6 protein-coding genes are annotated in these 9,755 nt (G+C 74.9%); 5 read left to right on the top strand and 1 reads right to left on the bottom strand.

Translation table 11 applies throughout. The features are described from left to right. From G3I42_RS35470 to nudC, 4 genes are all read left to right on the top strand, one after another. A partial coding sequence (locus G3I42_RS35470) for a PD-(D/E)XK nuclease family protein (protein WP_164291754.1) occupies window positions 1–937 on the top strand: 937 nt, incomplete at its 5' end. 245 nt (window positions 938–1,182) lie between these two features. Continuing rightward, complete coding sequence (locus G3I42_RS35465; protein WP_164291753.1) at window positions 1,183–4,707, top strand: UvrD-helicase domain-containing protein; 3,525 nt, start codon at window positions 1,183–1,185, stop codon at window positions 4,705–4,707. A gap of 10 nt (window positions 4,708–4,717) precedes the next feature. Beyond that, window positions 4,718–6,139 carry a dipeptidase gene (locus G3I42_RS35460; protein WP_164291752.1) on the top strand — a complete coding sequence of 474 codons (1,422 nt, stop codon included), beginning with the start codon at window positions 4,718–4,720 and terminating at the stop codon, window positions 6,137–6,139. 65 nt (window positions 6,140–6,204) lie between these two features. Then, the gene (nudC, locus tag G3I42_RS35455; RefSeq protein ID WP_343244752.1) at window positions 6,205–7,194 is read left to right on the top strand and encodes an NAD(+) diphosphatase; all 990 of its coding nucleotides are present in this window, start codon (window positions 6,205–6,207) and stop codon (window positions 7,192–7,194) included. Window positions 7,195–7,351: 157 nt separating this feature from the next. On the opposite strand, the gene G3I42_RS35450 is transcribed toward nudC, so the two are convergent. Continuing rightward, complete coding sequence (locus tag G3I42_RS35450) at window positions 7,352–7,606, bottom strand: mycoredoxin (RefSeq protein ID WP_164291751.1); 255 nt, start codon at window positions 7,604–7,606, stop codon at window positions 7,352–7,354. Between the two features lie 313 nt (window positions 7,607–7,919). On the opposite strand from G3I42_RS35450, the gene G3I42_RS35445 reads away from it, so the two are divergent. Next, on the top strand, window positions 7,920–9,755 hold a 1,836-nt coding region (locus G3I42_RS35445), incomplete at its 3' end, for an ATP-dependent helicase (protein WP_343244751.1).

Below are 9,755 nucleotides of genomic sequence, written 5' to 3'. Positions count from 1 at the left end.
GCCCGCGCTGCGCGAGGCCGCCGCCCGCCGCCTCGCGCGCCTCGCCGCGCTCACCGACGGCGACGGCAGGCCGCTCGTGCCGACCGCGCACCCGGACACGTGGTGGGGCCTGGCGGAGGAGACGGTGAACGAGGTCCCCGTGCGCGACCCGGCGCAACCGCTCGCGCTCTCGGCGAGCGCGCTCGGGCAGCTCGTGGACGTGTGCGCGCTCCAGTGGTTCCTGGGCCGGGAGGTACGGGCCGAGGCGCCCGCGAGCACGGCGCAGGGCTTCGGCAACGTCGTCCACGTCCTCGCCGACGAGGTCGCGACAGGGCGCAGCCCCGCCGACCTGGACGTCCTGATGGAACGCCTCGACACGGTGTGGGACGGGCTCGCCTTCGACGCGCCGTGGAAGTCCGCGCAGGAGAAGGAGAACGCGCGCGCGGCCCTGGAGCGCTTCCTGCGCTGGCACGTCCTGGACCGCACGGGCCGCACCCCGGTCGCGAGCGAGCACCCCTTCGACGTGACGCTCCCGGCGGGGGAGCACGAGATCCGCATCCGGGGCACGATGGACCGCGTCGACGCGGACGCGCGGGGGCGCGCCTACGTCGTCGACTTCAAGACGGGCAAGCACGCCCCCACGGCGGCCGAGGTCGACCACCACCCCCAACTGGCGGTCTACCAGCGCGCGGTGGCCGAGGGCGTGGTCGGCCCCTTGACTCCCGGCCGAGCGGAACTGGTCCACCTGCGCCTGGAAGCCTCCAAGAAGGACCCGGTCTCCCCCAAGGTCCAGCCCCAGGAGCCCCCCGAGGGCGACTGGCTCCCCGACCTCCTCACGGAAGCGGCGGCCCGCGTCCTGAACGAACGCTTCGTCCCCACCCCGGGCTCCCACTGCGACCACTGCGCCTTCAGGTCGTCGTGCAGCGCGAAGCCGGAGGGCGGCCAGGTGGTGGAGTAAGCAGTCACGATCACTCACCCACATACGCCCGCCCAATTCCAGCCCCTCTGGGGGTCCCCCGGCCGAAGGCTGGGGGAGATTGAGGAGCGGGGGGGCGGAGCCCCGGAACCCCGCAGGACCGGCGCACCAACCCGCCCACGCCCACCCATCCCAGCCCCTCCGGCGTTTGAGGAGCGGGGCCCGGGGCGGAGCCCCGGAAACCGCCGCAACTCCGACTGTCCGCCCCGCCCCGTACGCTTCGATCCGTGCTCACCGCCCCCGCCCAGCTCGCGCAGCTCCTCGGCATCCCCTTCACCCCCGAGCAGCTCGCGTGCATCACCGCACCCCCCGCCCCCCACGTCATCGTGGCCGGCGCGGGCTCGGGCAAGACGACCGTGATGGCCGCGCGCGTCGTCTGGCTGGTCGGTACGGGAGCGGTCGCCCCCGAGCAGGTCCTCGGCCTCACGTTCACCAACAAGGCCGCTGCCGAGCTGGCCGAACGCGTCCGCCGCTCCCTCGTACGGGCCGGGATCAGCGACCCCGACGCCCCGCCCGCCCCCGGCGCCGACCCCCCCGGCGAGCCGCTCATCTCCACGTACCACTCCTTCGCGGGCCGCCTCCTGGACGACCACGGCCTGCGCCTCGGCCTGGAGCCCGGCGCGCGGCTCCTCGCCGACGCGAGCCGCTTCCAGCTCGCCGCCCGCGTCCTGCGCGAGGCCCCGGGCCCGTACCCGGCGCTCACGCGCGGCTTCTCCGACCTCGTGAGCGACCTCCTCGCGCTCGACTCCGAGCTGTCCGAACACCTCGTGGACCCGGCGGACCTCAGCCGCTACGACGAGGACCTGCTCCGCACCCTCGCCGGGGCCAGGCTCAGCAACGACGCGCTGCGCAAGGTCCCCGAGGCCGCCGCCGCGCGCCTCGCCCTCACCGAGCTGACCGGCCGCTACCGCGCCGCGAAACGCGCGCGCGACCTCATCGACTTCGGCGACCAGCTCGCCCTCTCCGCCCGCCTCGCCCGCGAGCACCCCGAGGTCGGCGAGGCACTGCGCGCCCAGTACCGCGTCGTGCTGCTCGACGAGTACCAGGACACCTCCGTCGCCCAGCGCGTCCTGCTCTCCGCGCTCTTCGGCGGCGGCACGGGCCACCCGGTGACGGCCGTGGGCGACCCCTGCCAGGCCATCTACGGCTGGCGCGGCGCCTCCGTCGCCAACCTGGACGACTTCCCCCGCCACTTCCCGCTCCCCGACGGCGCCCCCGCCCGCCGCCAGTCCCTCAGCGAGAACCGCCGCTCCGGCGGCCGTCTCCTCACCCTCGCCAACGACCTCGCGGCGCCGCTCCGCGCGCTCCACGACGGCGTCGAGGCGCTGCACGCCCCCGCCGAGAAGGCCGCCGACGGATACGTGCGCTGCGCCCTGCTGCCGACGCACGCCGAGGAGATCGACTGGCTCGCCGACAGCGTCGCCCACTACGTCCGCACCGGCACGAGCCCCGGCGAGATCGCCGTCCTGTGCCGCACGGCCGGTGACTTCGCCCGCATCCAGTCCGCGCTGGTCGCCCGCGAGATACCCGTCGAGGTCGTCGGCCTCTCCGGGCTCCTCCACCTCCCCGAGATCGCCGACCTGCGCGCCGTGTGCGAAGTCCTCCAGGACCCGGGCGCGAACGCCTCGCTCGTCCGCCTCCTCACCGGCCCGCGCTGGCGCGTCGGCGCCCGCGACCTCGCCCTCCTCGGCCGCCGCGCCCGCCTCCTCGCCGGAGGCCGTACGGGCGAGGACGACCCGGAACGCAGGCTCGCCGCCGCCGTCGAGGGCGTCGACCCCGCCGAGATCGTCTCGCTCGCCGACGCCGTCGACACCTTCGTCGAAGGCGGCCCCGACGCCGAGGACGGCCTTCCCTTCTCCGCCGCGTCCCGCGCCCGCTTCGCCCGCCTCGGCCGCGAGCTGCGCGAACTGCGCCGCGCCCTCGCCGACCCGCTCATGGACGTCCTGCACCGCGTCCTCGCCGTCACCGGGCTCGACGTCGAACTCTCCGCCTCGCCGAACGCCCTCGCCGCCCGCCGCCGCGAGACGCTCGGCCAGTTCCTCGACACCGCCGCCGCCTTCGCCGCGAACGAGCCCGCCGCGTCCCTCCTCGCCTTCCTCGGCTACCTGCGCACCGCCGAGCAGTACGAGAAGGGCCTCGACAACGCCCTCCCCGGCGGCGAGAACACCGTCAAGGTCCTCACCGCCCACAAGGCGAAGGGCCTGGAGTGGGACGTCGTCGCCGTGCCCGGGCTCGTCAAGGCGCAGTTCCCGAGCGACCGGGGCCGCGAGAAGTTCACCGCCCGCGCGAGCGTCCTGCCGCACCCGCTGCGCGGCGACGCCGCGACCCTCCCCGACGTCCCCGACTGGACGGCGAAGGGGCTCAAGGCGTTCCAGGACGGCATGCGCGCGCACCAGTCGACCGAAGAACTACGCCTCGGCTACGTGACCTTCACGCGCCCCCGCTCGATCCTCCTCGGCTCGGGCCACTGGTGGGGCCCCGAACAGAAGCGCCCGCGCGGCCCCTCCGCCTTCCTCACCGCCCTCCACGACCACTGCGTACGCGGCCACGGCGAGATCGAGCACTGGGCCGAGCCGCCGGGCCCCGACGACGAGAACCCCGCCCTGCGGCAGACCGACCCCCTCCCGTGGCCCCTCCCGCTCGACCCCGAGGCCCACGCCCGCCGCCGCGAGGCCGCCGCCCGCGTCGAACACCACCTCGCGCTCCTCCAGTCCCGGCCGGCCACGGACCTGGCCGAACAGCCGCCGGAGGACCCGTACGACCCGGAGTGGCCACCGGAACCGGAGGACGAACCGGAGCCGGAGCCGGGCGACGGGGTGCCTGATCCGTACGAGGGGGCCACGGGTCCGTACGAGGGGGCCACGGGTCCGTACGAGGAGGCCCCGGGCCCGTACGAGGAGACCCCGGACCCGTACGAGAGCGACGCCGCCCACCGCGTCCCCGCCCCGGCCGCCCACGGCGACGCCCTCCCGCCTCCCGGCGACGACCTGACCCCCGAGGAGTCCCGGCTCCTCGGTTCCTGGGACCGGGATCTCGACGCGCTCGAAGGCGAGCTGCGCCGCGCCGCCGCCTCCGTGCGCGAGGTGCCGCTGCCGCCCTCGCTCACCGCGACGCAGGTCCTCCGCCTCGCCGAGGACCCCGACGGACTCGCCCGCGACCTCGCGCGCCCGCTGCCCCAGGCCCCGAAACCGGCCGCGCGCCGGGGCGCCCGCTTCCACGCCTGGCTGGAGCGCCGTCTCACGGCCGGGCACGAACAGCCGCACCTCCCGCTCGCCGACGAAGGCGACACCGAGGCCCGCGAGGACGCCGAGATCAGCGACGACCTCGACCTCGAAGAGCTGAAGGAGGCCTTCGAGCGCACCGCCTACGCCCACCGCCCCGCCCACCGCGTCGAGGTCCCCTTCCAGCTCAGCCTCGCAGGGCGCGTCGTGCGCGGCCGTATCGACGCCGTCTACGCGAGCGACGAGGACGGGCGGCGGCGCTACGAGATCGTCGACTGGAAGACCGGGCGCGACCGCACCCGCGCCGACCCCCTCCAGCTCGCCGTCTACCGCCTGGCCTGGGCCGAACGCCACGGCATCGACCCCGAGGAGATCGCGGCGACCTTCGTCTTCGTGCGCACGGGCGAGGCGGTACGGCCGGGCAGGCTGCCCGGCCGCGCGGAGCTGGAACGCCTCTTCGCCGAGGAGGACCCGACGGGCCCCGCTCCCGCGCCCCCGGGGCCCCGCGCCGCTCACCCGTCAGGCGGATAAGGTCGGAAGCATGAGCACCACCCCCACCGGGGCCGACGACGCGGTCGGCGCCGTCCGCGCCCACGTCACCGCGCACCGCGCCGCCTTCCTCGACGACCTCGCCGCCTGGCTGCGCATCCCCTCCGTGTCCGCCCAGCCCGAGCACGCCGCCGACGTCCGCCGCAGCGCCGAGTGGCTCGCCGAACGGCTGCGCGCCACCGGCTTCCCGACCGTCGAGATCTGGGACACCCCCGGCGCCCCCGCCGTCTTCGCCGACTGGCCCGCCGACGAGCCCGACGCCCCCACCGTCCTCGTCTACGGGCACCACGACGTGCAGCCCGCGACGCGCGCCGACGGCTGGCACTCCGAGCCCTTCGCCCCCGAGATCCGCGAAGGCCGCCTCTACGCGCGCGGCGCCGCCGACGACAAGGGCCAGGTCTTCTTCCACACCCTCGGCCTGCGCGCCCACCTCGCCGCGACCGGCCGCACCAGCCCCGCCGTGCACCTCAGGTTCCTGATCGAGGGCGAGGAGGAGTCCGGCTCCCCGCACTTCCGCGCCCTCGTCGAGGAGCGCGCGGACCGCCTCGCCGCCGACGCCGTGCTCGTCTCCGACACCGGCATGTGGAACGAGGACACCCCCACCGTCTGCACCGGGATGCGCGGCCTGGTCGACGGGGAACTCGTCCTGCACGGCCCCGACCAGGACATCCACTCCGGCTCCTTCGGCGGCGCGGTCCCGAACCCGGCGACCGTCCTCGCCCGCATCGTCGCCGCGCTCCACGACGAGGACGGGCACATCGCGATCCCCGGCTTCTACGAGGGCGTGGCGCCGCTCACCGACCGCGAGCGCGCGCTCTTCGCCGAGCTGCCCTTCGACGAGGACGCCTGGCTGCGCACGGCCTTCTCGCACGCCACCGCCGGTGAATCCGGTCACACCACCCTGGAGCGGATCTGGGCCCGCCCGACCGCCGAGGTCAACGGCATCGGCGGCGGCTACCAGGGCGCGGGCAGCAAGACGGTCATCCCGTCCTCGGCCTTCGCGAAACTCACCTTCCGGCTCGTCGACCAGCAGGACCCCGCCGCCGTCGAGAAGGCCGTACGCGCCTTCGTCGAGGCCCGCGTCCCGGCCGGCATCCGCGCCGAACTCACCTTCGGCGGCGCCACCAGGCCCTGTCTCACGCCGCTCGGCCACCCCGCGCTCGCGGCGGTCGTCACGGCCATGGAGACGGCCTTCGCACAGCCCGTACGCCTCACCCGCGAGGGCGGCTCGGGCCCCGCCGCCGACCTCGCCGACGTCACCGGCGCCCCCGTGCTCTTCCTCGGCATCTCCGTCCCCTCGGACGGCTGGCACGCCCCCGACGAGAAGATCGAACTCGACCTCCTCCTCAAGGGCGCCGAGGCGGCCGCGCACCTGTGGCCGGAACTCGCCTCCCGCGCACGCGAGGCACACTGAGAAGGAACGCCGGCAAGAACGGCACCACCACCGACGACGCACCCTAGGGGGAGTGGGAAGCACCCGTGACCACCCGGAACGACCAGACCACTGAGCACGGCACCGCGCACGGCACCCCGTACGGCACCGAGCACGACCTCGCCGGGCGGCCCATCCCGCTCACCGCACCCCACGGCATCGACCGTGCCGCGCACCACCGCCTCGACGAGGCGTGGCTCGCCGCCGCGTGGAGCCATCCCCGCACCCGGGTCTTCGTCGTCTCCGGCGGGCAGGTCCTCATCGACGAGAACGAGGCCGGGGCGACCGAACTGGTGACGACCCCGAGCTTCGAGGCCCCGCTCACCGAGTCGCACCGCTACTTCCTCGGCACCGACGAGGACGGCGTGAGCTACTTCGCGCTTCAGAAGGACAGCCTCCCCGGGCCCATCGACCAGTCCGCGCGCCCGGCGGGGCTGCGCGAGGCCGGGATGCTCCTCTCGCCGCGCGAGGCCGGGCTCATGGTGCACGCCGTGGCCCTGGAGAACTGGCAGCGCATGCACCGCTTCTGCTCGCGCTGCGGCGAACGCACCTCCATCGCGGCGGCCGGGCACATCCGCCGCTGCCCCGCCTGCGGCGCCGAGCACTACCCGCGCACCGACCCGGCCGTCATCATGCTCGTCACCGACGAGGAGGACCGCGCGCTCCTCGGCCGCCAGGTCCACTGGCCCGAGGGCCGCTTCTCGACCCTCGCGGGCTTCGTCGAGCCGGGCGAGACGATAGAGGCCGCCGTCCGCCGCGAGGTGCACGAGGAGGCGGGCATCCCGATCGGGCACGTCGAGTACGTGGCGAGCCAGCCGTGGCCCTTCCCCTCCAGCCTCATGCTCGGCTTCATCGCGCACGCCACGGCGGAGGAGATCACCGTCGACGGCGAGGAGATCGAGGAGGCCCGCTGGTTCTCGCGCGAGGAACTGCGCGCGGCCATCGAGGCGGGCGAGGTCCTGCCGCCCTTCGGCGTCTCGATCGCGGCCCGGCTCATCGAGCTGTGGTACGGGAAGCCGCTGCCGAAGCCGGTGTGAGCGGCCCGGGGTGACGGGCCCGGGGGGCGGTTTCCGGCCACGGGGCGCGGGCCTCGGACACGACGAAGGGCCCCGTCCGGATCTCTCCGGGCGGGGCCCTTCGTACGTGCGCGGCCCTTACGGGTGGCTCGTACGGGCGGCTTGTCCTGGTGTTGGCTCAGCCCTGGAGGGCCAGCTTGACCTGGGCGAGCGAGGGGTTGGTCATGACCGCCTCGGTGCCCGACTCGGCCTTCACCAGGACGGTCGGGACCACCTGGTTGCCGTCGTTGACCTTCTCGACGAACTCGGCCGAGGCCGGGTCCTGCTCGATGTTGATCTCCTCGTAAGCGATGCCCTCGCGGTCCAGCTGGCCCTTGAGCCGGCGGCAGTAACCGCACCAGGTCGTGCTGTACATCGTCACAGTGCCCGGCATGTTCCTCGTACTCCTTCGCCCCTCTGCGGACCCCGGGGGCCCGCCGCGACGCGTTCTCCGTACGTCGCACACTTGCAGAACGGTATCCGCGCGCCCGCCATTCCCGCGGCGGAGGGGTGGGGGAGCGGGTGGGGGAGCGCCCGGAGTGCGGCCCGGGAGCGCTTGGAGGGCGGCCCGAGGGTGCTTGGAGGGCGGCCCCGGACCCGCACCCGCACGCGTACCGGCGCAAGCTGATCATGTGCTCGTACGACCGCGAGCGGCCCCTGTGGACAACCGCCGCCGCCCGCGCCGGCCGACCTGAGAGCATGGCTGAGTGACAGCAGCACCGCAGGACTCCCTCTTCCCCCCGGTACCGGAATCCGCCGACGCCGTGCTCCACGGACTCGACCCGGAGCAGCGCGAGGTGGCCCTCGCCCTCACCGGGCCCGTCTGCGTCCTCGCGGGCGCCGGTACGGGCAAGACGCGCGCCCTGACCCACCGCATCGCCTACGGGGTCCGCACCGGGCGCTACAAGCCCGGCACCGTCCTCGCCGTCACCTTCACCCAGCGCGCCGCCGGGGAGATGCGGGGCCGCCTGCGCGAACTCGGCGCGCACGGCGTCCAGGCCCGTACCTTCCACTCCGCCGCCCTGCGACAGCTCCAGTTCTTCTGGCCGAAAGTCGTCCAGGCCGAGCCGCCCCGGCTCGTCGAGCGCAAGATCCCCCTCGTCGCCCAGGCCGCCGAGGCGTGCGGGCTGCGCCTGGAGCGCAGCGAACTGCGTGACCTCACCGGCGACATCGAGTGGGCGAAGGCCACCCAGACCGTCCCCGACGACTTCGTTGAGGCCGCCCGCGCGGCGGGCCGCACCACGAACCGCGAGGCCCTGGAGACCGCCCGCGTCTACGCCCAGTACGAGACGCTGAAACGCGCGAGCGGCCGCATCGACTTCGACGACGTCCTGCTCCTCACCATCGCGATCCTCCAGGACCGCGAGGACATCGCCCAGCAGGTCCGCTCCCAGTACCGGCACTTCACCGTCGACGAGTACCAGGACGTCAGCCCGCTCCAGCAGCGCCTGCTCGACCTGTGGCTCGGCGAGCGCGACGACGTGTGCGTCGTCGGCGACGCGAGCCAGACCATCTACTCCTTCACCGGCGCGACCCCCGAACACCTCCTCGGCTTCCCCGCCCGCCACCCCGATGCCACCGTCGTCCGTCTCGTCCGCGACTACCGCTCCACGCCACAGATCGTCCACCTCGCCAACAACCTCCTCTCGCACGCCACCGGGCCCGCCGCCCGCCAGCGCCTCGAACTCGTCGCCCAGCGCCCCCCCGGCCCCGTCCCCGAGTCCACCGAGTACGCCGACGAGGTCGCCGAGGCCGAGGACGTCGCCCACCGCATCCGCGCCCTGGTCGCCGAGGGCGTCCCGGCCGCGCACATCGCCGTCCTGTTCCGCACGAACGGCCAGAGCAACCTCTACGAGCAGGCGCTCGGCGACGCGGGCGTCCCCTACCGGCTGCGCGGCGCCGAGGCGTTCTTCGACCGGCCCGAGATCCGCTCCGCCGTCAGCGCGGTCCGCGCGGCGGCGCACAGCGGCGCCAACGACACCGCACTCGACCTCGCCGCCCCCCTGGCCGAACAACTGCGCCGCGTCCTGGTCTCCCACCGCCTGTGGACCGCGCAGCCCCCCGCCGGCTCCGGAGCCGTCCGCGAACGCTGGGAGTCCCTCGCCGCACTCGTCCGCCTCGCCGAGGAACTCGCCCGCGCCCGCCCCGGCGCCGCGCTCACCGACCTCGCCGCCGAACTCGCGGACCGCCAGGCCAACCAGCACGCTCCCACCGTCGACGGCGTCACCCTCGCCTCGCTCCACGCCGCCAAGGGCCTCGAATGGGACGCCGTCTTCCTCGTCGGCCTCGCCGAAGGCATGCTCCCCATCACCTACGCCCAGACCGAGGCGCAGATCGAGGAGGAACGCAGGCTCTTCTACGTGGGCATCACCCGCGCCCGCAGCCGCCTCCACCTGTCCTGGTCCCTGTCCCGCACCCCCGGCGGCTGGGGCGGCCGCAAACCGAGCCGCTTCCTCGACGCCCTGCGCACCCCGGGCAGCGCCCGCCCCGCCTCCGCCTCCGACGCGCCCCGGCTCCGCACCGGCCGCGCCCCGGCCGCGGCA

The organism is Streptomyces sp. SID11385, from assembly GCF_010548245.1.
Lineage (GTDB): Bacteria > Actinomycetota > Actinomycetes > Streptomycetales > Streptomycetaceae > Streptomyces.
Note: the sequence above shows the minus strand (reverse complement) of the source record. Positions and strands in the feature narration are given on the sequence as shown.